Source organism: Microbacterium sp. 10L49 (assembly GCF_056395125.1).
Genome location: NZ_JBFTIW010000002.1, coordinates 241,401 through 262,724 on the forward strand (window position 1 = coordinate 241,401; position 21,324 = coordinate 262,724).

Annotated in this window: 20 protein-coding genes; 6 read left to right on the forward strand and 14 right to left on the reverse strand. The window is 69.6% G+C overall.

Going from position 1 to position 21,324, the window contains the following annotated elements:
• Positions 1-27 precede the first annotated feature (27 nt).
• The 5 genes from mmsB to mgrA form a co-directional block, all read right to left on the reverse strand.
• Complete coding sequence (gene mmsB / locus AC1DCT_RS05645; protein ID WP_440734741.1) at positions 28-1,347, reverse strand: multiple monosaccharide ABC transporter permease; 1,320 nt, start codon at positions 1,345-1,347, stop codon at positions 28-30.
• A gap of 5 nt (positions 1,348-1,352) precedes the next feature.
• Positions 1,353-2,873, reverse strand: a complete 1,521-nt coding sequence (gene mmsA / locus AC1DCT_RS05650; RefSeq protein WP_440734742.1) for a multiple monosaccharide ABC transporter ATP-binding protein — start codon at positions 2,871-2,873, stop codon at positions 1,353-1,355.
• A gap of 164 nt (positions 2,874-3,037) precedes the next feature.
• Positions 3,038-4,051, reverse strand: a complete 1,014-nt coding sequence (locus tag AC1DCT_RS05655; protein ID WP_477427927.1) for a LacI family DNA-binding transcriptional regulator — start codon at positions 4,049-4,051, stop codon at positions 3,038-3,040.
• Between the two features lie 79 nt (positions 4,052-4,130).
• Positions 4,131-5,117, reverse strand: coding sequence for a 4-(cytidine 5'-diphospho)-2-C-methyl-D-erythritol kinase (locus AC1DCT_RS05660; protein ID WP_477427929.1), 987 nt, complete (start codon positions 5,115-5,117; stop codon positions 4,131-4,133).
• A 4-nt stretch (positions 5,118-5,121) separates the two neighbouring features.
• Positions 5,122-6,189, reverse strand: a complete 1,068-nt coding sequence (gene mgrA / locus AC1DCT_RS05665; RefSeq protein WP_441976306.1) for an L-glyceraldehyde 3-phosphate reductase — start codon at positions 6,187-6,189, stop codon at positions 5,122-5,124.
• Between the two features lie 223 nt (positions 6,190-6,412).
• On the opposite strand from mgrA, the gene AC1DCT_RS05670 reads away from it, so the two are divergent.
• The gene (locus AC1DCT_RS05670; RefSeq protein WP_477427931.1) at positions 6,413-7,096 is read left to right on the forward strand and encodes a DUF998 domain-containing protein; all 684 of its coding nucleotides are present in this window, start codon (positions 6,413-6,415) and stop codon (positions 7,094-7,096) included.
• A 133-nt stretch (positions 7,097-7,229) separates the two neighbouring features.
• On the opposite strand, the gene rsmA is transcribed toward AC1DCT_RS05670, so the two are convergent.
• Entirely contained in the window at positions 7,230-8,078 is an 849-nt protein-coding gene (rsmA, locus tag AC1DCT_RS05675; RefSeq protein WP_477427933.1) for a 16S rRNA (adenine(1518)-N(6)/adenine(1519)-N(6))-dimethyltransferase RsmA, read from the reverse strand.
• 36 nt (positions 8,079-8,114) lie between these two features.
• On the opposite strand from rsmA, the gene AC1DCT_RS05680 reads away from it, so the two are divergent.
• Entirely contained in the window at positions 8,115-9,395 is a 1,281-nt protein-coding gene (locus tag AC1DCT_RS05680; protein ID WP_477427935.1) for an MFS transporter, read from the forward strand.
• Here AC1DCT_RS05680 and AC1DCT_RS05685 read toward each other — a convergent pair.
• From AC1DCT_RS05685 to AC1DCT_RS05700, 4 genes are all read right to left on the reverse strand, one after another.
• Positions 9,377-10,258 (reverse strand): TatD family hydrolase, encoded by an 882-nt coding sequence (locus AC1DCT_RS05685; RefSeq protein ID WP_477427937.1) that lies wholly within the window; start codon positions 10,256-10,258, stop codon positions 9,377-9,379. The two genes, AC1DCT_RS05680 and AC1DCT_RS05685, sit on opposite strands and share 19 nt — an antisense overlap.
• 26 nt (positions 10,259-10,284) lie before the next feature.
• Complete coding sequence (locus AC1DCT_RS05690; RefSeq protein ID WP_477427939.1) at positions 10,285-10,575, reverse strand: hypothetical protein; 291 nt, start codon at positions 10,573-10,575, stop codon at positions 10,285-10,287.
• 84 nt (positions 10,576-10,659) lie between these two features.
• Positions 10,660-12,237, reverse strand: coding sequence for a methionine--tRNA ligase (gene metG, locus AC1DCT_RS05695; RefSeq protein ID WP_477427941.1), 1,578 nt, complete (start codon positions 12,235-12,237; stop codon positions 10,660-10,662).
• A gap of 57 nt (positions 12,238-12,294) precedes the next feature.
• Positions 12,295-12,927 (reverse strand): class I SAM-dependent methyltransferase, encoded by a 633-nt coding sequence (locus AC1DCT_RS05700; protein WP_477427943.1) that lies wholly within the window; start codon positions 12,925-12,927, stop codon positions 12,295-12,297.
• 107 nt (positions 12,928-13,034) lie between these two features.
• Here AC1DCT_RS05700 and AC1DCT_RS05705 point away from each other — a divergent pair, with 107 nt between their 5' ends.
• Both AC1DCT_RS05705 and AC1DCT_RS05710 read left to right on the forward strand, forming a co-directional pair.
• Positions 13,035-13,601 (forward strand): RNA polymerase sigma factor, encoded by a 567-nt coding sequence (locus AC1DCT_RS05705; protein ID WP_477427945.1) that lies wholly within the window; start codon positions 13,035-13,037, stop codon positions 13,599-13,601.
• Positions 13,567-14,571, forward strand: coding sequence for a CU044_5270 family protein (locus tag AC1DCT_RS05710; RefSeq protein WP_477427947.1), 1,005 nt, complete (start codon positions 13,567-13,569; stop codon positions 14,569-14,571). The genes AC1DCT_RS05705 and AC1DCT_RS05710 overlap by 35 nt, the downstream gene beginning before the upstream one ends.
• Before the next feature lie 295 nt (positions 14,572-14,866).
• Here AC1DCT_RS05710 and rsmI read toward each other — a convergent pair whose 3' ends face one another.
• Positions 14,867-15,682 (reverse strand): 16S rRNA (cytidine(1402)-2'-O)-methyltransferase, encoded by an 816-nt coding sequence (gene rsmI / locus AC1DCT_RS05715; protein ID WP_477427948.1) that lies wholly within the window; start codon positions 15,680-15,682, stop codon positions 14,867-14,869.
• Positions 15,683-15,705: 23 nt separating this feature from the next.
• Here rsmI and AC1DCT_RS05720 point away from each other — a divergent pair, with 23 nt between their 5' ends.
• Both AC1DCT_RS05720 and corA read left to right on the forward strand, forming a co-directional pair.
• Positions 15,706-17,277, forward strand: a complete 1,572-nt coding sequence (locus AC1DCT_RS05720; protein WP_477427949.1) for a dolichyl-phosphate-mannose--protein mannosyltransferase — start codon at positions 15,706-15,708, stop codon at positions 17,275-17,277.
• 1 nt (position 17,278) lies between these two features.
• Positions 17,279-18,241, forward strand: a complete 963-nt coding sequence (gene corA / locus AC1DCT_RS05725; protein ID WP_477229462.1) for a magnesium/cobalt transporter CorA — start codon at positions 17,279-17,281, stop codon at positions 18,239-18,241.
• Between the two features lie 3 nt (positions 18,242-18,244).
• Here corA and AC1DCT_RS05730 read toward each other — a convergent pair whose 3' ends face one another.
• From AC1DCT_RS05730 to AC1DCT_RS05740, 3 genes are read right to left on the reverse strand one after another with little or no spacing between them, the layout of a single operon-like run.
• Positions 18,245-18,718, reverse strand: coding sequence for an Lrp/AsnC family transcriptional regulator (locus AC1DCT_RS05730; RefSeq protein ID WP_440734638.1), 474 nt, complete (start codon positions 18,716-18,718; stop codon positions 18,245-18,247).
• Positions 18,719-18,720: 2 nt separating this feature from the next.
• The gene (locus AC1DCT_RS05735; RefSeq protein WP_477427951.1) at positions 18,721-20,136 is read right to left on the reverse strand and encodes an amino acid permease; all 1,416 of its coding nucleotides are present in this window, start codon (positions 20,134-20,136) and stop codon (positions 18,721-18,723) included.
• A complete protein-coding gene (locus AC1DCT_RS05740; protein ID WP_477427953.1) occupies positions 20,133-21,287 on the reverse strand; it encodes a histidinol-phosphate transaminase in 1,155 nt (384 codons plus the stop codon). The genes AC1DCT_RS05735 and AC1DCT_RS05740 overlap by 4 nt, the downstream gene beginning before the upstream one ends.
• Between the last annotated feature and the right edge of the window lie 37 nt (positions 21,288-21,324).

Sequence of the window (21,324 nt, forward strand, 5' to 3'; positions counted from 1 at the left end):
TCGTGCCGCGAACGGCCCGGACCTCTTTTACTTGCCGCTCGCGCTGCCGGGAGCGGTGGTGCTGAAAGGTTCCTCCGCGCGGGAGAACCGTCGGGTGATGAAACCGGTCAGGGACGGGCGGCCCTGCTGCTTGTTCCAGACGTCGACGGCGACCGCGAGCAGCAGCACGAGGCCCTTCACCATCGAGACGACGTCCGCGCCGAAGCCCAGCAGCGCCATGCCGTTGTTGAGGAACGCCATGACCAGACCACCGATGATGGATCCGATCACGGTGCCGATGCCGCCGGAGACGGCCGCGCCGCCGATGAACACCGCGGCGATCGCGTCGAGCTCCCAGCCGTTGCCGTCCTGCGGGCCGGAGGCCGTCGCACGGGCCACGTAGATCATGGCGGCGACAGAGGCGAGCACGGACATGTTCATCATCACGAAGAAGTCGGTCCAGCGGTCCTTCACACCGCTCAGGCGCGCGGCCTGACGGTTGCCGCCGACCGCGTAGAGGTGGCGGCCGAACACGGTGTTGCGGGTGACGAACGTGTAGACGATGACCAGCAGCAGCAGGATCACGCCGGAGATCGGGAAGCTCGTGCCCGGACGGCCGGTGGCGAACAGCCAGCCAGCGACGAGGATCAGCGCGGACAGGATGACGACCTTGACGACGCTCACCCAGACCGGTGCGACCTCGGTGCCGGCCTTGCGCTGCGAGCGACGCAGGAAGACCTCGAAGACGACGACCCAGACCACCGCGAGCAGCGCGAGCACCATCGTGAGCACGTTGAAGGCGAGGGGCACGGCGAGCTCGGGCAGATAGCCGGCGCCGATCCACTGGAAGTCCGCGGGCACGGCGACCGAGGTCGACTGGCCGAACCACTGGTTGGCACCGCGGAAGAACAGCATGCCCGCCAGAGTCACGATGAACGCGGGCACGCGCACGAACGCGACCCAGAAACCCTGCCAGGCGCCGACCAGGGCGCCGAGCGCCAGGCCGAGGAGGATCGCCGCCCACCACGGGAAGTGCCAGTTCGCCATCGACTGCGCCACGATGATGCCGACGAACGCGGCGACCGAGCCGACCGACAGGTCGATGTGGCCCATGATGATGACCATCACCATGCCGATCGCGAGGATCAGGATGTAGGAGTACTGGCTGACGACGTTGATCAGGTTGCCGGGCGAGAGCGTCAGCCCGCCGGTCCAGATCTGGAAGATGATGATGATCACGACCAGGGATCCGAGGATCCCGAACTGACGGCTGGTGGACTGGCCGCCGCCCATCATCTTGCCGAGGTCGCGGAAGCGGAAGCCCTCCTCGGGCGCCGGCGTCGTCGTCGGCGGGGTCTGAGTGGTCATGGTGCTCATGCGGATGCTTTCTGCGTCAGGGAGGTCATGCTGCGCATGAGCGCCTCCGGGGTGGCTTCGGATGCGGGGAGGCAGTCGGTGACGCGTCCCTCGAACACGGTGTAGATGCGGTCGGACATGCCGAGCAGCTCGGGCAGCTCGCTGGAGATCACGATGACGCCCTTGCCCTGTGCGGCGAGCTCGTTGATGATGCCGTAGATCTCGTACTTCGCGCCGACGTCGATACCTCGGGTGGGCTCGTCCAGGATCAGCAGATCCGGATCCGTGAACATCCACTTCGCCAGCACGACCTTCTGCTGGTTGCCGCCGGAGAGCGTCCCGACCCCCTGGTCGACGGTCGGCGTCTTGATGCGAAGCGACTTGCGGTAGCGCTCCGCGATCTGCGCCTCCTCGACGTCGTTCACGACGCCGTTGCGGGAGATCTTGGAGAGCTTGGCCGATACGATCGAGCGCTTGATGGTGTCCAGCAGATTGAGGCCCAGGACCTTGCGGTCCTCGCTGACGTAGGCGAGCCCATGCCTGATCGCGCTGCGCACGTCCGGGAGGGAGATCTCCTGGCCGTCCTTGATGATCGTGCCGGAGAGGAACTGGCCGTAGGAGCGCCCGAAGATGCTCATCGCGAACTCGGTGCGGCCTGCGCCCATGAGGCCCGCGATGCCGACGACCTCGCCGCGGCGCACCTCGATGCTGGAGCCCTTCACGACCATGCGCTCGGACACGCTGGGGTGGCGCACCCACCAGTCCTTGACCTCGAAGAAGACGTCGCCGATCTCCGGGGTCCGATCGGGATAGCGGCTCTCGAGTGAACGGCCGACCATGCCGCGGATGATGCGGTCCTCGTTGATCTCCCCACGGCCGACGTCGAGCGTCTCGACCGTGCGTCCGTCGCGGATGATCGTGATCTCATCGGCGATCTGCTCGATCTCGTTGAGCTTGTGGCTGATGATGATCGACGTGATCCCCTTCGCCTTCAGGCCGAGGATCAGGTCGAGCAGGTGCTGCGAGTCGTTCTCGTTGAGCGCCGCGGTGGGCTCGTCGAGGATGAGCAGCTTGACGTCCTTGTTCAGCGCCTTGGCGATCTCGATGAGCTGCTGCTTTCCGACGCCGAGGTGCTTGATCGCGACGTCGGGGTCCTCCCGGAGGCCGACGCGGGCCAGCAGCTCGACCGTGCGCTGCTTCTGCGCCGTCCAGTCGATGCGGGCGCCGCGGCGGATCTCGTTGCCGAGGAAGATGTTCTCGGTGATGGACAGCTCGGGGATGAGCGCGAGCTCCTGGTGGATGATCACGATTCCGGCGTGTTCGCTGGCTGCGATGTCCTTGAAGCGCTGCTCCTGTCCGTAGAGCAGGATCTCGCCGTCGTAGCTGCCGTACGGGTACACGCCCGACAGCACCTTCATCAGGGTCGACTTCCCCGCGCCGTTCTCACCGCAGATGGCGTGCACCTCGCCGGTGCGAACAGTGATCGACACATCGGAGAGGGCCTTCACACCCGGGAACTCCTTCGTGATGCTGCGCATCTCGAGGATCGGTCCGGCCACAGTGGGCAGCGTCGTCGTCTCGCTCACGGATCTCCTTCGATACCAGGTCCGGTGATGTTACGGTCAATGTTACCGTTCACATCGGGATACATCGTGCACCGCCCGGGCGGACAGTGTCAAGTCACACCGCCCATTTCGTGTCCCTACCGTGACGCGGCGGATTCGCGTCCGCACAGCACCGGGACGACCGGTCCGAACGTCGGCACCGTCTCCCCGCGCAACTGCGCCAGCAGGATCTGCACCGCACGTCGGCCGAGCTCGGCGAAGTCCTGATGCACCGTGGTCAGCGGCGGCGCGACATGTGCGGCCACCGGAATGTCGTCGAAACCGACGACGCTCACATCGATCGGCACCCGCAACCCCGCGTCTCGGAAGCCGTGCATGAGCCCGATCGCCATGAGGTCGTTCGCGGCGAACACCGCCGAGAAGTCGCGTCGCCGGGCGAGCTCCTGGCCCGCGAAGTATCCGAAGTCGGCCGTCCAGTCGCCGCGGATGGGCGGGATCGTCGGCAGGTCGGCATCGCGCATCGCGTCGAGGTAGCCGCGCATGCGCGACTCCGCCTCGATCCAGTCCTGGGGCCCCGCCAGATGCAGGATGTCGCTGTGCCCGAGCCGGATCAGGTACTCGGTGATCATTCGCGCTCCGGCGAGCTGATCCGCGGAGTGGCTGAACCCGTCGGAGCCGGACGCGGTCTGCAGGCTGACGAACGGCACCGACACCGCCATCCCCCGCAGCACGTTGAACACGCGCACCTGCGGCGCGAGCACGACGATCCCGTCGACGGACTCCCGCACCAGCTGGCGCACCGCCGCGCCGATGACCTCGGGCGTCGTGTCGGGCAGATTGAGCGTGCTCACCGAATAGCCCTCGGCCCGCGCGGCATCCTCGATCGCCGCGATGGAGGACGTCGGGCCGAACTCCCCCGTCGTCGCGGACAGGATGCCCAGCAGGTTCGACCGGCTCGTGGCGAGCGCTCGCGCCGCCACGTTCGGTCGGTAATCCAGCACGCGGATCGCGTCGAGAACCCGGTCCTTGGTCTCCGGCCGGATGCTGGGGTGGTCGTTCAGCACGCGCGAGACGGTCTGATGCGAGACGCCGGCCAGCCGCGCGACGTCGCGGATGCTGGGCATCCGGGCACGCTCGGAGGAGGTCGACATGCATAGCCTCCTCGATGTGCACGGTCACATGGCTGAGTCCATTATGGGGTCGCAGCCCTCGGCGCGCACGCTGCCCGGCTCAGTCGTCAGCGGAGACCACGTGCGCCCCGCGCACCGGCCCGTGCGCGCGCAGGGCCGTGCGCCCCGATCCGCGCAGTCGCTCGGCCGTGGCGTCCGCGCCCTCGGCGGTCTCGCAGAGGAAGGCGATGGTGGGGCCGGAACCCGACACGATCCCTCCGACGACCGGCCCGCCGCCCCCGCCGACCACCTCGTCGATGAGCTCCTCCAGCGACGGCCGCAGCCGGAAGGATCCGGCCTCCAGCTGATTGCGCAGACTCTGCCCGAGCTCGAACGCCTCGCCGGACAGCAGGGACTCGAAGAATGACGACGGCACCTGCACAGGGTCCAGCCGGCGCCGCTGAGCGTGGCCCTCCGGGTCGCTCTGCAGGTCTTCGGCCATGACCATGTCGAAGGCGCGGTACACCGCCGGCGTGGACAGCCCCTCGTCGTCGAGGAGCAGCACCCACTCGTACCGGCCCCGCGACAGCGCCGGCGTCAGCACGTCGCCGCGCCCCGAGCCGACGGCGGTGCCGCCCATGAGCGAGAAGGGCACGTCAGCGCCCAGGCGGGCCGCCAGCTCGTGCAGGCGACCGTGGTCGAGCCCCGTGCGCCACAGTTCGTTGCAGGCCACGAGAGCGCCGGCGGCGTCGGCGGACCCTCCCCCCATGCCGCCCGCGACGGGCACGGTCTTGTGCACGTCCAGATGCACACCGCCGTCGTAGCCGGTGGCCGCGGCGAGCACCTTGGCCGCGCGCATGGCGAGGTTTCGGTCGTCGAGCGGGACCGTGGACGGATCCGCGACGCCCGACACGCTGATCGTGAAGTCGTCGGCGTGCGTCGCGATCACATCCTCGTAGAGCGACACCGCCTGGAACACCGTGGAGAGCTCGTGGTAGCCGTCCTCGTCGAGATCTCCGACTCCGAGGAAGAGGTTGACCTTCCCCGGTGCGCGCACGTGCACGCGCTGCAGCGGCTGCTCGTCCGACTGCTCCTCTGCGATGCTCATCGGCTCACAGTTCCGATGAGACCGACCACAGGTTCACGTCGAGGCCCGCGCCGGCGATGCTGTCGATGCGGGCGATCTCCGCCGCGGTCAGCTCGGGCGCGTCCAGGGCGGCGAGGTTCTCGTCGAGCTGCGCCGGACGCGAGGCGCCGATGAGCGCCGAGGCCACGACGCCGTCGCGGAGCACCCACTGCAGCGCGAGCTGGGCGAGGCTCTGCCCGCGTTCTCTCGCGAGGTCGTTCAGGGCGCGCAGGACGGCGAGCCCCTCATCGCTGAGGGGCTTGTCCGGCAGCGAGCCGCGCTTCTGGGCGCGTGCGGCGGTGCCGTCGCCCAGGTACTTGTCCGTGAGCAGCCCCTGTGCGAGCGGCGTGAACGCGATCGCACCCATCCCTTCCTCGCGGAGCGTCTCGGTGAGGCCGTCCTCGATCCAGCGGTTCAGGATGGAGTACGAGGGCTGGTGGATCACGAGCGGCGTGCCGAGCTCCCGGGCGATGTCCATCGCGGCCTCGGTGCGCTCCGCGCTGTACGAGGAGATCCCGACGTAGAGGGCCTTGCCCTGGCGGACCAGGGTGTCCAGGGCGCCGATGGTCTCCTCGACCGGGGTGACCGGATCCACGCGGTGGGAGTAGAAGATGTCGACGTAGTCCAGTCCCATCCGCGTCAACGACTGCTCGGCGCTCGCCAGGATGTACTTGCGACTGCCGAGGTCGCCGTAGGGTCCCGGCCACATGTCCCAGCCGGCCTTCGACGAGATGATCAGTTCGTCGCGATAGGGCCGGAAGTCCTCCGCGAAGATGCGGCCGAAGTTCTTCTCCGCGGATCCGTAGGGCGGACCGTAGTTGTTCGCCAGGTCGAAGTGCGTGATGCCCCGATCGAAGGCGTGCCGCAACAGGGCGCGCTGGTCGTCCAGCGGGATGTTGTCACCGAAGTTCCACCACAGCCCGAGCGAGATCGCCGGCAGGTAGAGACCCGAGGTTCCGACCTGCCGGAAATGGGCTCCCTCATAGCGGTCCGCCGCCGCCGTGTAGGGGCGGTGGATGTCGAGGACGTCTGGGCGGAAGCGCGGCTCGGTCACCGTCCCAGGTTAGCGTCGCCGGTCCTTCTCGGCGCTGGTCCGACGCGAGGGGCGCAGGAGACGACGCCTCCCCGCGGCCGCACCGCTCGCCGTGGCATCCCAGGATCGCTATGATGATCCGCCAACCGCGGACCGAGCCCGATCCGCGTCCGATCACGCTCGCCCGAGTGCGGATCCAAACCCGGCCAGTGCATTCGCCCGAGCGTGCGGCGACAGGATCGTCATGCACCGGCACCGGCGTTTACCGCTCGTCCTCATCGCGGCAGGCGTGCTCTGCGCGAGCATCCCCGCGGCCGCATTGACGACGTCCGACCCGCGCTGGTGGCTGTCCTGCTTCAGCCGACTCGGCGCGATGGACGACGCCTCCAGCCTGCTCTTCAACGGCGGCATGGTGCTGACCGGCATCGTGATCGCGCTCTCCGCCCTGCCCGTGATGCGCGGCCTCCGTGCCGCTTCTGCCGCGGGATTCCGGGCGCGCAGTGCCGCGCCGACCCTCGTGCCGCTGCTCATCGCGACCCTCGGTCTCAGCCTCATCCTCATCGGGGTGCTGCCGCTCTCGTTCAACGTCTTCGCGCACGAGCGCGCCGCCAACGGAGCCCTTGCCTCCTCGGCGGGGCTGCTGCTCCTGCACCGCCGCTACCTGCGAGGCCTGTCCCGGAGTCTGGACCGCATCGCGATGGGAGCGGTCGTCGTCCTGACCCTCGGCATGGCCGGTCTGATCGCGGGACTCCTCACCCTGACCGTGTTCGAGGCGCTCGCGTTCGGGTCGGTCATCACCTGGCTGCACGCCCTCGAGACACGCGCGAAGCGATTCCCGACCGCCCCCGCGAGGTCATTCACGGCAAACTCTCAGCATTTGTTCTTGTCCCCCATTTGGGGGACAAGGCCATCCGGTGTTACTGTCTAGTCCTCAGCTGAGGATGTCGACCGGGACTGGGGACTCGGCCGACATGAAGGTACCTCCAGTCGAAGTGAATGTGCCCTCTCGGGAACCCGATCCCGGGAGGGCACAACTTTGCCCTGGGGCGACCTCGACAAGGTCAGGCGACCGGCGCCGCCAGCGCGATGCGGTGGTAGTCGTCGACGGTGAGGTCCTCGCCGCGCGCGGTCGGCGCGACGCCCGCGGCCTCGAGCACAGCCGACGCCTCGGCGGAGCTTCCGAAGATCCCGGACAGTGCCTGGCGCAGCATCTTGCGGCGCTGGTTGAACGCCGCGTCGACGATCGCGAACGTACGCCGGCGCTCATCCTCGGATCCGCGCGGCACGGGATCCCGGTGGAAGCCGACGAGCAGGCTGTCGACGTTCGGCACCGGCCAGAACACCTGGCGCGACACGGTTCCGCTGAGCTTCCACGGCCCGTACCAGGCGGCCTTGACGCTGGGCGTGCCGTAGATCTTCGAGCCCGGCTTCGCGGCCAGGCGCTCGGCGACCTCGGCCTGCACCATCACGACGCCGCGCTGGAGGTACGGGAACGTCTCGAGGAAGTGCAGCAGCACGGGCACCGACACGTTGTAGGGCAGGTTCGCGACGAGCACCGTCGGCTCCCCCGGCAGCGCGGTCACGCGCATCGCGTCGGCATCCACCACGGTCAGCGCCCCTTCGGGCACGCCACGCTCGACCGCGGTCTGCGGCAGGCGTGCGGCGAGACGGTGGTCGATCTCGACGGCGGTGACTGCAGCCCCCGTCTCGAGGATCGCGAGGGTGAGGGATCCGAGGCCGGGCCCGATCTCCACCACGCGCTCGGACGGCTGCACGGCGGCAGCCTGCACGATCTTGCGCACCGTGTTCGCGTCGACGACGAAGTTCTGGCCGAGCTTCTTGGTGGGCGTCACATCGAGTTCGGCCGCGAGCCGGCGGATGTCGGCGGCGCCGAGCAGGGAGACGGTCATCTGACCATTGTCCCCTACCGTCGGTAGTCTTCTCGGATGCCCTCGATCGGTGAACTCGTCGCGCCTCGGCGCATGGGCAGGGATTTCCGCTGGCTGCTCGCCTCCAGCTGGACCAGCAACGTCGGCGACGGCGTGGCCCTGGCTGCCGCTCCCCTGCTGATCGCGTCGATGACGTCGTCTCCGATCCTCGTCGCGGCCGGCGCGATCCTGCAGTTCCTGCCCTGGCTGGTGTTCGGGCTGCACGCGGGCGCGATCGCCGACCGCTTCGACCGCCGCCGGCTCGTCATGGCCGCGAACGCGGCGCGTGCGGTCGTGCTGCTCGCGCTGTGCGCATTCCTGGTGACCGGCGTGGCGAACATCTGGATCGTCCTGGCCTCGGCGTTCCTCTACGGCACCGCGGAGGTGTTCGTCGACACGGCCGGATCCACGCTGCTGCCGATGCTCCTGAAGCCCGCCGATCTCGGGCTCGGCAACGCCCGTCTGCAGGCCGGGTTCCTCGTCGCGAACCAGTTCGCCGGTCCGCCGCTCGGCGCGTTCCTGTTCGCCGCCGGGCACGCGTGGCCGTTCCTTCTCGAGGCGGTGTGCGTGAGCCTGGCGATCGTGCTGATCTCCCGCATCGCGCGCACGCCGATACCGCCGCGGGACGCGACCGGCACGACCGGATCCTCCGCCGCCGGCACGAAGGTGCACACCGACATCGCGGAGGGCCTGCGCTGGCTGTGGCGCAATCCTCCGGTGCGGATGCTCGTGCTGATCATCCTGCTGTTCAACGTGACCTGGGCAGCGCCGTGGGGAGTACTGGTGCTGTACGCGACCGAGCACCTGCACATGGGCGCCGTCGGCTACGGCATGCTGACCACGGCCTCCGCCACCGGCGGTCTGCTCGCCACTCTGAGCTTCGGCTGGCTCGAGCGCCACGTGTCCTTCGCCACGATGATGCGGGTCTGCCTGTCGCTCGAGGTGGTGATGCACCTCGCGTTCGCCCTGACGACGCAGGGCTGGATCGCGCTGCTGATCATGTTCGTGTTCGGGTTCTACGCGTTCGTCTGGGGCACGATCTCGACGACCGTGCGGCAGCGGCTCGTGCCGCATGAGCTGCAGGGCCGGGTGTCCTCGGTGAACTCGGTCGGCGTGTTCGGCGGCATGGTGATCGGGCAGGCGCTGGGCGGCGTGATCGCGCAGACCTGGGGTCTCACGGCGCCGTGGTGGTTCGCCTTCGCGGGCGCGGCGCTCACCCTGCTGTTCGTCTGGCGCCCGATCTCGCAGATCGTCTCCGCGCGCCCCGTCCTGGACGAGGTTCAGGCGAACGAGCCGTAGACCTCGAGGGTGTTCGCGGCGATCTGCGCGCCGAGTTCGTCGGCGTCCGCACCGAGCTCGGCAGCCATGAAGCGCAGGGTGAGCGGGATCAGGTACGGCGCGTTCGGGCGCCCGCGCAACGGCACCGGCGTCAGGAACGGCGCATCGGTCTCGACCAGGATCCGGTCCCGTGGCGTGACCGCGAGAGCGTCGCGCAGGTTCTGCGCGTTCTTGAAAGTCACGTTGCCCGCGAACGACAGGTAGTAGCCGGCGTCGGCGCAGATCCGCGCCATCGCCTCGTCGCCGGAGAAGCAGTGGAACACCGTGCGGTCCGGTGCGCCGACGCGGCGCAGCGTCTCCAGAACGTCGTCGTGCGCGTCGCGGTCATGGATCTGCATCGCGATCCCGTGCTTCTTCGCGAGCGCGATGTGCGCTTCGAACGACGCGTGCTGGGCGGCGCGCCCCGGTTCCTCGGTGCGGAAGTAGTCGAGCCCGGTCTCGCCGATCGCCCGGGTGCGCGGGCGTGCAGCGAGCTCATCGATCACGGCGATCGCCTCGTCGAGGCGTCCGGCCTCGGCATAGGCCGGGGCGTCGTTGGGGTGGATCGCGACGGCGGCGAGCACGCGCGGATCCGACTCCGCGGCCTCCACGGCCCAGCGCGACGACTCGATGTCGCCCGAGGCCTGCACGACGCCGACAACGCCCACGGCCTGCGCCCGGTCGAGCTGCTCGACGAGCGTCAGCGAGGACTCCCCGTCGGTGATCTCGAGGTGGCAGTGATTGTCGTAGACAGGCACTGCGAGCGGCTCGGGCGCGGCCGGGTAGCGCAGGTCCTTGCGCCCCTCGGTCGCGCGCTCGCGCACGTAGGTGTCCGGTTCGCCCATTGCGGCCTCCGCCCTTCGGCGCCGGGTCAGAGCCCGGCGGTGATCTTGTCGATCAGCTTCTTCGCGCTCTTCGCGTTCTTCACGCCGTCCAGCGCCGCCGCCGGACGGTTGTGATGCGTGTTGAGCACAAGGCCGATGTGGCTGCCCTGCGCGAGCGGGGTGACGACGATCCGGCCCTCGAGCTCCCACGACAGCAGCGTCTTGCGCGTCGTGAAGTCGACGGTCAGCCCGTCCGGCGAGGCAGCGGTGACAGTCGCCTTCTCGGCGCCGAGGACCTCGGCGATCCGCTGGCCGACCGCTGGTGCGGCTGCAGCCACCTCAACGCTTTCCTGCGCTTCGAATCCCATCTCATCCCCCTGTCCGACGCACGCCCGAGGCGCGCATCCGCTGCGTCCTCCGGATCAGGCCGTGGCCTCGATACGCGGGAACAGCGGCGCGAGCGTCTGCACGGTGGTGCCCGCGGGCAGCTGGCCCCAGCGTCCCGCCTCGCGCAGCGGCTGCGCCGTGAGCGCGCCGAGGCCGCCCTCTGCACCGAGCGCGGCCCAGAGCGTGGCGGTGGACTGCGGCATCACCGGCGACAGCAGCACGGCGAGCGCGCGCAGGCCCTCCGCGCAGGTGTACAGCACAGTGCCGAGGCGCTCGCGCTGCTCGTCGTCCTTCGCCAGTGCCCAGGGCTCGTTCTCCGTGATGTAGCCGTTGAGCGCGTCGACGATGGTCCACACGTCGGCGATGGCCTCGTCGATGCGGAACCGCTCGACGGCAGCGTCGGCGTCGGCCGCGGCCTTCGCGACGAGCTGCTGGACGGCGAGGTCCTGCGCCGTGTACTCCGACGCAGCCGGCACGACGCCGTCGAAGTAGCGCTCGATCATCGCGATGGTGCGCGAGGCGAGGTTGCCGAAGCCGTTCGCCAGCTCGGCCTGGTACCGCGCCGACAGATCCTCCCAGGAGAAGGATCCGTCCTGCCCGAAGGCGATCGCGGAGAGGAAGTAGAACCGGTACGCGTCGGATCCGAAGACGTCGGTGATCTCGGTCGGGGCGATGCCGGTGAGCTTCGACTTCGACATCTTCTCGCCGCCGACGAGCAGCCAGCCGTGCGCGAACACGCCCTTCGGCACCTCGAGACCCGCGGCCATGAGCATGGCCGGCCAGATGACGGCGTGGAAACGCAGGATGTCCTTGCCCACCACGTGGTAGGCGGGCCAGCGGCGATCGAACGTCGCCTCGTCGGAACCGTATCCGACCGCGGTGACGTAGTTCAGCAGCGCGTCGACCCACACGTAGATGACGTGCGAGGTGTCCCACGGCAGCGGGATGCCCCAGTCGAACGTGGAGCGTGAGATGGAGAGATCCTTGAGGCCCTGCGAGACGAACGAGACGACCTCGTTGCGCGCCGAGTCGGGGCGCACGAAATCGGGCTCGGTCTTGTACAGCTCGAGCAGACGGTCCTGGAATTCGCTGAGCTTGAAGAAGTAGTTCTTCTCCTGCAGCAGCTCGAGCGGCTTGGAGTGGATCGCGCAGACCTTGAGCCCCTCGAAGGGGCCGGTGCCGTCGACGATCTCGGACTCGGGCTTGAACTCCTCGCAGCCCACGCAGTACAGCGCCTCGTACTCGCCGGCGTAGATGTAGCCCGCGTCATAGAGCTTCTGGAAGAAGACCTGCACGTTGGTCTCGTGCCGCTCCTGGGTGGTGCGGATGAAGTCGTCGTTCGCGACGTCGAGGGTCGTCAGCAGCGGGAACCAGCTCTCGCTGACGAGCTTGTCCACCCACTCCTGCGGGGTCACGCCGTTCGCCGCCGCCGCGCGCAGCATCTTCTGGCCGTGCTCGTCGGTGCCGGTGAGCATCCAGGTGTCGTCACCCGACTGGCGGTGCCAGCGCGCGAGGGTGTCCACGGCGACGCTGGTGTAGCCGTGCCCGATGTGGGGCACGTCCGACGGGTAGTAGATCGGCGTGGTGATGTAGAAGGACTCGCCTGCGGGCATGCGTTCGATTCTAGGCGGGATACAAGGGCCGGTTCGGACGATGACGACGGCAGGGCCTCAGCGCCGCTCGGCCATGATCGCGCCGTGCGGGCGCACGCTCCCGGCGGCGCCCGGTTCGCGTTCGCGGCGCTCCGCCAGGACCACGTGGAGCCCCACGCTCTCGAGCAGCGGCGTCAGCGCCCCGGCCGACCAGTAGTACGCCGGGGCGACCGCGTGCGCGAACCGCTCCCGCGGCTCGCCGTCGAAGTAGCCGATCAGGATCCGGCCGCCGACCGCGAGCACGCGAGCGAGCTCGGCGAGCACAGCCGGGAGCTCGTCCGGCGACAGGTGGATGAGCGAGTACCAGGCGAGCACGCCGCCGAAGGATCCGTCCGGGAACGGCAGGTCGCGGACGGACGCCGACTCGAACCGCACCCTGGGATGCCGCTCGCGGGCGGCCGCGAGGAACTCCGCCGATACGTCGACGCCGACGACATCGCGGCCGCGTGCCGGTCGCGACGTCGGTTCGGCCAGGAACGCCGTCCACAGCCCCGGTCCGCACCCGGCGTCGAGCAGAGCGCCGGGCGTCTCGTCCCGCCAGTTCTCGATCAGCGCGACGTCGGCGCGTTCCATCTGGTCGATGCTCCCGATCAGCGCGATGTACTCCGCCGCGCGTGCGTCGTACGCGGCGGCCACCGTCTCGTCATCCACGACGAGCATCCTGCCCCTCTGCTGCCGTCTCACGGCGTTCGCCACCCGGTCGAGCGCGAAACCGGAAGAATCGTGAACACGATCGGCCCCTCCGAGGAATACAGGATGTGAACAACGACAACACGGTGATCGCGAGATCGGTGACGGATCCGTCGGCCTTCGGCGAGATCTTCCACCGTTACGCAGGAGCGGTGCATCGCTACGCGGCCCGACGGGCCGGTGACGCCGTCGCCGACGACGTCACGAGCGAGACCTTCCTGATCGCGTTCCAGCGCCGCGCCCGGTTCGATCCCGCACGGGAGGATGCCCGACCCTGGCTGTTCGGCATCGCGACGAACCTCATCCATCGCCACCGCATCGCCACCGCGCGCGTGCTGCGGGCGATGGAGCGCAGCGCACCTGAGCCGGCGACGACGCACCATCTCGACGAGGCGCTGGACGCGCAGCTCGCGGTCGGACGTCTCGCCGGGCGGATCCGCCGGCTCTCCGCCGGAGACCGCGACTGCCTGCTGCTGTTCGCCTGGGCCGAGCTCTCGTACGACGAGATCGCCGAAGCCCTGCACATCCCTGTCGGCACGGTGAAGTCGAGACTGAACCGCGCCCGGCGCCTGCTCCGCTCCACACCTGAGGAGGGTGAAAATGGACGACCTGACCTTGCTCCGCAGTCTGCGTGACGACGTCACCGAGCCCGACGCGGCTCGGCTCGCTCCCGCGTATCTGAAGCTCGAGACCGCGATCCACGCGGCCGAGAAGACGCCCGCGTCCCGCGCGCCGCGTCGCCGGCACCCGATCCGCTGGGCCGCCGTCGGCCTCACCGCCGCAGCCGCCGTCGCCGCGGTGGTCGTGGTGGGCGGCGTGCTCGCCCCGCCGCATCCGGAATCGGCGAGTGCCGCCGCGATCGTGCTGCGCAAGGCCGCCGCCGAGGCGATCACGTACAGCGATCCCGAGGCAGGACCAGGGCAGTACCTGAAGTTCCACACCCGCGCGGACTGGGCCAGTTCCCAGGGTCTGTCCGACGAGACGATCACCCGGCTGCCGTCGAACATCCAGAACGTCGACGTCTACATCCCGTCCGACGCGGGCGCCGACTGGGCCCTGTACCGGGACTGGGAGCACGGCCAGACCGGAGACGGCGCGTTCGTCACGGAGACGATCCACGCAGCGGGTGGCCGCTTCTACGGCAGCGCCTGGGCGTCTCAGGATCTCAGCGCCATCCCGACCGGATCCGGTGCTGAGACGCTTGCGTACTTCGATGCGCAGTACCAGGGCGGATCGGCGAGCCGCGATGAGGACGACTTCGTGCGGATCACGGATCTGCTGCGCAGCTACCCGGTGCCGGCGGCCGTGCGCGCGCGCCTGTTCGAGGCGCTCGCGCTGATCCCCGGCACCACATCGACCGGCGACGTGGCGAATCTCGACGGCCAGATCGGCGTCGCGATCGGCCGCAACGAACCGCAGCGGTCGGGCGAGCGTCAGGAGATCATCATCGATCCGAGCACGGGCCAGGTCATCGGCGAGCGCCGGTTCTACCCCGCGGGGACCGTGCCGGCCGGCGAGGAGCAGACGGTCCTCACGGCGATGTCCGTCACGGTGGTCGACACCGTGCCGCCGGCGACCGCCCCGGCGCGCGACGAGAACGGCTGACCGGCGATGCGCCCGACGCTCACCCCCGCCGCGCTGACGCTGCCGCCGACGATCAGCGTGCCCGTGCCTCTCGCCGCCGTGCCGCCGTCGCCGCCGCTCCCGCGACGGTGACACGACGACAGGATCCGGTGCTTCTCGAAGGCACCGGATCCTGTCGCGTGCACGGGAACATCGCGTCCACAAGCCGTGCTCTCGGCGGCAGGCCGTGCTCTCGGCGGGCGAGCGCGACGGCGGATCCAGAGGCGGCGCGTCCCGGCGGCGGCAGGTCGCAGCGCGCGCCAACACGACGCCGGCCTCAGCGCGCGGCGAGCGCCGCCTGGTACAGGTCCCGGGAGCTGAGCCCGGTCGCGGCGGCGACCTCGGCGCAGGCGTCCTTGAGGCGCACACCCGAGGCGACCAGCGCCTGCACCTGGGCCAGCGCATCCTCCGGCGAGACCGCTCGTGGCGCGGCTCCCTCCACGACCACCACGATCTCGCCCTTCACGCCCTCCGCCGCCCACGCGGCGAGCTCAGCCGCACCGCCGCGGCGGACCTCCTCGTAGAGCTTGGTCAGCTCGCGACACACCGCCACGCGCCGGGAAGCGCCGAACGCCGCGGCCATGTCGCCCAGGGTGGCGGCCAGCCGCGACGGCGACTCGAAGAACACCATCGTGCGGGGTTCGGCGGCGAGCGCTTTCAACGCCGAGCGGCGCTCCCCCGGCTTGCGCGGCAGGAAACCCTCGAACGTGAACCGGTCGGTGGGAAGGCCCGACACGGCGAGGGCCGTGACCACCGCGCTCGGGCCGGGGATCACCGTCACCGTCACGCCGCGCTCGGCGGCTGCGGCGACCAGCCCGTAGCCGGGATCGCTCACCGTCGGCATGCCGGCATCGCTGAGCACCACGAGATCCTCGGCCTCGGCCGCCTCGGCGAGCTCGGCGGCCTTGGCCTTCTCGTTGTGATCGTGCAGCGCGATGAGCCTCGGCCGGTTCGCGATGCCGAGTCCCTGCAGCAGCCGCTGGGTGGTGCGGGTGTCCTCGGCGGCGATGATCGTCGCGTTCTCGAGCACCTCGATGAGCCGGCGGGACGCGTCGCCCAGGTTTCCGATCGGAGTGGCCGCGAGGATGATCACCCGCCCCAGCATAGGCTGAGCGGGTGACCGCGCCTCTGCTGCCCGGCGTCGACGCCCGGCACGACGACCGTCCCACTGCCTGGGAGCGGTTGCGCGATGCCTGGCTCGGCGATCCGGTCCGGCTCCGACTCGTGTCCTGGCTTGCGCCGCTGCTCGTCACGCTCCTGGCGGCAGTGCTGCGCATCGCAGGGCTCGGGCATCCGCACGCGATCGTGTTCGACGAGACCTACTACGTCAAGGACGCCTGGTCGCTGTGGGTGCAGGGCTACGAGGGAACCTGGCGCACCGGGGCGAACGACCTGTTCGTGAAGGGCGATACCAGCGCACTCGAGGAATCCGCCTCCTTCGTCGTGCACCCGCCCCTGGGCAAGTGGCTGATCGCGCTCGGCATCGCGGCCTTCGGCCCCGGATCCAGCTTCGGCTGGCGCATCTCGACGGCCATCATCGGCACGCTCACCGTGCTCGTCGTCTACCTGCTCGCCAAAGCCCTCACCCGCTCGGTCACGGTCGCGAGCCTGGCGGGCCTGCTCATGGCCGTCGACGGGCTCGGCATCGTGCTCAGCCGGATCGGGCTGCTGGACGGGATCCTCACCTTCTTCATCGTGCTCGGGATCCTGTTCCTCGTGTACGACCGGCGCCAGACGATGCCACGGCTCGAGGATCGCGCCTCCCACGAGCGCGGCGATGACCCGACGCTCTGGGGCCGCGTGTTCTGGCGCCGCCCGTGGGTGATCGCCGCGGGGTTGGCCCTGGGGGCTGCGACCTCGGTGAAGTGGTCCGGCGCGTACGTGCTCGCCGCGGCCGGGATCTACCTCGTCGTCACCGATGCACTCGCCCGCCGCCGCGCGGGTGTCGCACTCTGGCCCACGGATGCCGTCCTCCGGCAGGGCCTCGCGAGCTTCGTGCTGCTCGTGCCGGTGGCGGCGGCCGTGTATCTGGCCTCCTGGAGCGGCTGGTTCCTCACCAAGGGCGGTTACGACCGGAACATCACGGACAACGCGCTCACGTCGTGGTTCAAGTACCACTCCGACATCCTGGCGTTCCACGTCGGGCTGACCTCCTCGCACCCCTATGCGAGCCCGGCATGGCAGTGGCCCCTGCTGATCCGTCCCACCGCGTTCTGGGTGGGCGGGCAGAACGCGCCGTGCTTCGGCACCGATCACTGCATCGGCACGATCACCTCGATCCCGAACCCGCTCATCTGGTACCTCGGCGTCGCAGCATCCGTCTACCTGCTGGTGCGGTTCGTGCGCGGACTGGTGCTGCACTCCCCCATGCCGTGGAGCTACGCGATCCCGCTGGTGGGCCTCGCGGCGACCTACCTGCCCTGGCTGGCATTCCCCGAGCGCACGATCTTCCAGTTCTACACGGTCGTGATGACGCCCTTCCTGATCCTCGCGCTCGTGCTCGCGCTGCGGGACATCGCCGGGCACCGGAGCGCTCCGCGGCACCGCCGGCAGTCCGGCCAGCGCACCGTCGCGATCGTCGTGGTGATGATCGTGCTGCTGAGCGCGTTCTTCTACCCGCTGTGGATCGGTCTGCCCGTGCCGTGGTGGTTCTGGCAGGCCCATAACTGGATGATCACCTGGATCTGACATGCGCATCCTCGACACCATCGACGAATCACTGATCGCGCAGCTGCGCGCGCAGGAGGAGTTCTTCTGGCTCGACCTGGTCTCCCCCTCCGCGGACGAGATCCAGCGGCTCGGCACCCTGCTCGGCTGGCATCCGCTCTCGATCGAGGACACCCAGCGGATGGGCCAGCGCCCCAAGCTCGACGTCTACGGCGACGGAGCGCTCCTCGTGCTGCAGGGCGCCGTCGAGCGGCACCCCGAGGATGAGAACGACCACCCGCTGGAGGAGGTGCACTGCCACCTCAGCGGCGAGTTCATCGTCACGGTGCACTCCGAACGCTTCCAGGATCTCCGCCAGGTGCGCACGCTGCTGCAGAACTCCACGGCGCCGAAGACCGAGCGCTACTACGTCTACAAGATCATCGACGTGATCGTGGACAGCTACTTCCCGATCCTCAGCGACCTGGACGAGGAGATCAACGCCCTCGAGGACGCGATCGTCGCGGGAGGCGGGCGCAAGGAACTGCAGCAGACCTTCGGTCTCAAACGACTGCTGCTGAAGCTGCGCCGGGTCGTCGTCCCGATGCGCGACCTGTTCGCCCGGCAGGCCGAGGTGATCACGGATCTGGCCGGGTTGGAGGCGGACAGCCACGACTACTTCCGCGACATCTACGACCACCTCATCCGGATCACGGACGAGATCGACGGCTACCACGAGATGGTGTCGGGCTGCACCGACCTGTATCTCTCGACGGTCGCGAACCGCCAGGGCGAGACGTCGAAGCAGCTCGCGATCATCGCGTCGATCTTCCTGCCGCTGAGCTTCCTCACGGGCTTCTTCGGCATGAACTTCGACTGGTCGATCGCGCACGTGCTGTCCGGCCCGTGGTCGTTCTTCCTGCTCGGCATCGGATCCATGGTCGTCTCGGGCGCGATCATGTGGTGGTGGTTCCGCCGCAAGGGCTGGACCGGGAACGACGAGTAGGGCTCAGCCTCGGGCGGCGTGCTCCACGAGCGGCAGCACCCGGCCGCTGAAGTGCGTGCGCATCGCGATCGAGCTCGCGGTGCGGGCGACGCCGGGCACCAGGGCGATCCGGTCCAGCACCCCCTGCAGCTGCTCGGCGCTGTGCGCGACGAGGCGCAGCTGCATGTCGCTCGCGCCGGTGACCGTGTACATGTCGACGACCTCCGGGATCGCCGACGCCAGCGCCTCCGCGACCTCGTCGTGGCCGACCTTCTGATCGATCTCCACCTGGCAGAACGCGGTCAGCGCGTATCCGAAGCCGCGCGGATCGACGCGCGGCACGATGCCCTCGATGACGCCGTTCTCATGCAACCGCGCGAGACGGCTGGTGACGGTGCCACGGGCCACGCCGAGCCGCCGTGCGCATTCCAGCACGGGCAGCTGCGGCGCGTCCGTGAGCAGCCGGATCAGGGCCGCGTCGAGGGCATCGATGCGCATCGTCAGCCCCGGAACACGTCGTCCGCGCCGTCCTTGAGGACGCCGGGGCGGGACAGGCCCCGGGTGGCCCGGGCGAGCACCACGAGCACCACGGTGAGGCCGATGGTCAGCAGCAGCTGGGTGCGCGCACCCTCGTTGAGCATCGTGAGCAGGATGATCGCGCCCAGCAGCACGAGCGTCAGAACCGACAGCCACGGGAAGCCCCACATCCGCATCGGCAGCGGCGTGCCCTCGGCGTCGGCCCGGCGGCGCAGGATCAGCTGCGTGATCGCCGTCGCCGTCCACATCACCAGCAGGGTGGATCCCACCACGTTCAGCAGCGTGGGTAGCACCTGTTCGGGCCAGATCCAGTTCAGGATCACCGTGACGAAGCTGAACGCCACCGAGGCGAGCACCGCCACGCGGGGCACGCCTGCCGTGCTCGTGCGGGTGAGCGCCAGCGGTGCGAGCCCGCGCTCGCCGAGCGAGAACGCCATGCGCGAGGCGCCGTAGATGTTCGCGTTCATGGCCGACAGCAGCGCCACGATGACGATGAGGTCCATCACGAGTCCCACCCCGGGGATCTTGAGCGTGTCCAGCACGGCGGAGAACGGACCGGCGAGCACCTCCTTGGAGTTCCACGGGAGCACGGTGACGATCACGAAGATGGATCCGACGTAGAACACCAGGATCCGCACCATCACCTGGCGCACGATCCGGCTGATGTTGCGCGAGGGGTCGTCCGACTCCGCGGCCGCGATCGCGACGACCTCGGTGCCCCCGAACGCGAACACGACGATCAGCAGGGCGCCCGCGATGCCGGCGATGCCCGTGGGGGCGAAGCCGCCCTGATCGCCGAGATTGCCGACGCCGGTCGCCGGCACGCCGGGGATCAGGCCGACGATCGCGAGCACGCCGACGACGAGGAAGGCGATGATGGCGGCGACCTTGATCGCGGCGAACCAGAACTCGAACCGGCCGTAGTTGCGCACCCCAAGCAGGTTCACGATCGTGAGCGCGAGCACGAACAGCAGCACCCACGCCCACTCCGGAAGGCCGGGGAAGCGATGCGCGACGATGCCCGCGGCGCCCGTGGCCTCGGCGGCGATGACGACGACGAGCTGGATCCAGTACAGCCAGCCCACGGCGCTGCCGACGCTGCGGCCCATGGCCTTCTGCGCGTACGAGCTGAATGCGCCCGAGGACGGGTTGGCGGCGACCATCTCGGCGAGCATCGCCATGACGAGCACCACGATCGTGCCGGCCACGAGATAGGACACGATCACCGCGGGCCCTGCGATGCCGATCGCCTGGCCGGAGCCGACGAACAGTCCCGCGCCGATCGCGCCGCCAAGCCCCATCATGGAGATCTGCCGACGGGTGAGCCCGGGGTGCAGGCCCTTCGTGGTGGTCGTCGTCAGGGGTACTTCGATGGTCATGCGGTCGCCTCCTCGCGAACGGCAGCGGTGGGGTGAGCGGGGTTCGCGGTGGCGAGGGCCGCCGCGACGCGGTCGATGTCCAGGGCGGATCCGGCGGAGACGCGCACGCCCTCGCCGGGGAACGTGCGGGCGACGACGCCGCCCGCGTGCAGGAGCTCATCGAGCTCGACGGCGCGCTCCCCCGCCGGCACCCAGACGAAGTTGGCCTGGGAGGGCACGGCGGGCCATCCCGCGTCGACGAGCACCTCGCACAGGCGGTCGCGCTGCTCGGCGACCTCGGCGATGCGCACGGCGAGTTCCTCCTGCGCGTCGAGCGAGGCGACGGCGGCGGCCTGGGCCAGGTCGGTCACGCCGAACGGCACAGCGACCTTGCGCTGGGCGGCCGCGATCCCGGCGGGCGCGATGGCGTAGCCGATCCGCAGACCGGCGAGCCCGTAGGCCTTGGAGAACGTGTGCAGCACCGCGACATGCGGGTAGCGGCGGAACAGCTCGAGGCCGGCGCCGCGCTCCGGATCGGTCGCGGTCGGGTGCTCGGCGAAGTACGGCGACCCGTCGAAGTGCACATAGGCCTCATCGATCACCACGAGCACGTCGCGGGGTACTGCGGCCACGAAGCGCTCGAGCTCCTCGGGCCCGACGACGGTGCCGGTCGGGTTGTTCGGGTTGCACACGAAGATCAGGCGCGTGCGGTCGGTGATCGCGGCGAGCATCGCGTCGAGGTCGTGCCGGTGCTCCGCGTCGAGCGGGACCATCACCGGGGTCGCCCCTGCGATCCGGACCAACGACGGGTAGGCCTCGAACGACCGCCAGGCGAACATGACCTCGTCGCCCTCGCCGGCAGTGGCGTGGATGAGCTGCGACGCGAGCTCGACGGAACCTGCGCCGACCGTCACCAGTTCCGGCTCGACGCCGTAGCGCTCGGCGAGGCGGCCGATGATCTCAGGCGCCGCCATCTGCGGATAGCGATGGATGGATCCGAGCCGTTCGGCGATCGCGGAGACCACGGACGGCAGAGGCGGGTGCGGGGACTCGTTCGAGGACAGCTTCGAGGCGCCGTCCGGGGCGGATCGTCCCTGCTTGTAGGCCGGCACGGCGTCCAAGCGGGCGTTGGTCGGCGGAGTGGCCGGGGGCGTGGTGACAGGGAGGGTCATCGTCGAGGGCGTCCTTGCTGCGGTTCGTTCGGGCCGG

Coding starts and splice junctions, on each gene's coding strand:
- corA (WP_477229462.1), top strand. CDS start 17,279: ATGCGCATCCTCGACACCATCGACGAATCACTGATCGCGCAGCTGCGC.
- mmsB (WP_440734741.1), bottom strand. CDS start 1,347: ATGACCACTCAGACCCCGCCGACGACGACGCCGGCGCCCGAGGAGGGC.
- AC1DCT_RS05670 (WP_477427931.1), top strand. CDS start 6,413: ATGCACCGGCACCGGCGTTTACCGCTCGTCCTCATCGCGGCAGGCGTG.
- AC1DCT_RS05730 (WP_440734638.1), bottom strand. CDS start 18,718: ATGCGCATCGATGCCCTCGACGCGGCCCTGATCCGGCTGCTCACGGAC.
- mmsA (WP_440734742.1), bottom strand. CDS start 2,873: ATGCGCAGCATCACGAAGGAGTTCCCGGGTGTGAAGGCCCTCTCCGAT.
- rsmA (WP_477427933.1), bottom strand. CDS start 8,078: ATGACCGTCTCCCTGCTCGGCGCCGCCGACATCCGCCGGCTCGCGGCC.
- AC1DCT_RS05655 (WP_477427927.1), bottom strand. CDS start 4,051: ATGTCGACCTCCTCCGAGCGTGCCCGGATGCCCAGCATCCGCGACGTC.
- AC1DCT_RS05660 (WP_477427929.1), bottom strand. CDS start 5,117: ATGAGCATCGCAGAGGAGCAGTCGGACGAGCAGCCGCTGCAGCGCGTG.
- metG (WP_477427941.1), bottom strand. CDS start 12,237: ATGCCCGCAGGCGAGTCCTTCTACATCACCACGCCGATCTACTACCCG.
- AC1DCT_RS05680 (WP_477427935.1), top strand. CDS start 8,115: ATGCCCTCGATCGGTGAACTCGTCGCGCCTCGGCGCATGGGCAGGGAT.
- AC1DCT_RS05735 (WP_477427951.1), bottom strand. CDS start 20,136: ATGACCATCGAAGTACCCCTGACGACGACCACCACGAAGGGCCTGCAC.
- AC1DCT_RS05710 (WP_477427947.1), top strand. CDS start 13,567: ATGGACGACCTGACCTTGCTCCGCAGTCTGCGTGACGACGTCACCGAG.
- AC1DCT_RS05685 (WP_477427937.1), bottom strand. CDS start 10,258: ATGGGCGAACCGGACACCTACGTGCGCGAGCGCGCGACCGAGGGGCGC.
- AC1DCT_RS05740 (WP_477427953.1), bottom strand. CDS start 21,287: ATGACCCTCCCTGTCACCACGCCCCCGGCCACTCCGCCGACCAACGCC.